The organism is Silvimonas sp. JCM 19000, assembly GCF_054652575.1.
In genome coordinates this window covers 1-329 of sequence record NZ_BAAIHC010000076.1, presented here as the reverse complement: position 1 = coordinate 329, position 329 = coordinate 1, and the positions used below count along the sequence as shown (strand labels likewise).

Genomic DNA, 329 nt, shown 5'->3' with positions numbered 1-329 from the left:
ATGTGCTCGCGGGTTTGCGGCATCGGGCCGTCAGCAGCCGAACACACCAGAATGGCGCCGTCCATCTGAGCCGCGCCGGTAATCATGTTTTTCACATAATCGGCGTGACCCGGGCAGTCTACGTGAGCGTAGTGGCGGGTTTCGGTTTCGTATTCAACGTGAGCGGTGTTGATCGTGATACCGCGAGCCTTTTCTTCCGGCGCGCTATCGATTTGATCGTAACCCTTGGCTTCGCCGCCGAATTTCTTCGACAGGATGGTGGTGATCGCAGCGGTCAGGGTGGTCTTGCCATGGTCAACGTGACCGATGGTGCCGACGTTTACGTGCGG

General features: G+C 58.4%; 1 protein-coding gene. It reads right to left on the bottom strand.

What is annotated here, in order from left to right:
- Positions 1 to 329 (bottom strand): GTP-binding protein (locus tag ACYQ1A_RS21830; protein ID WP_499365827.1); only part of this gene is annotated, 329 nt, incomplete at both ends.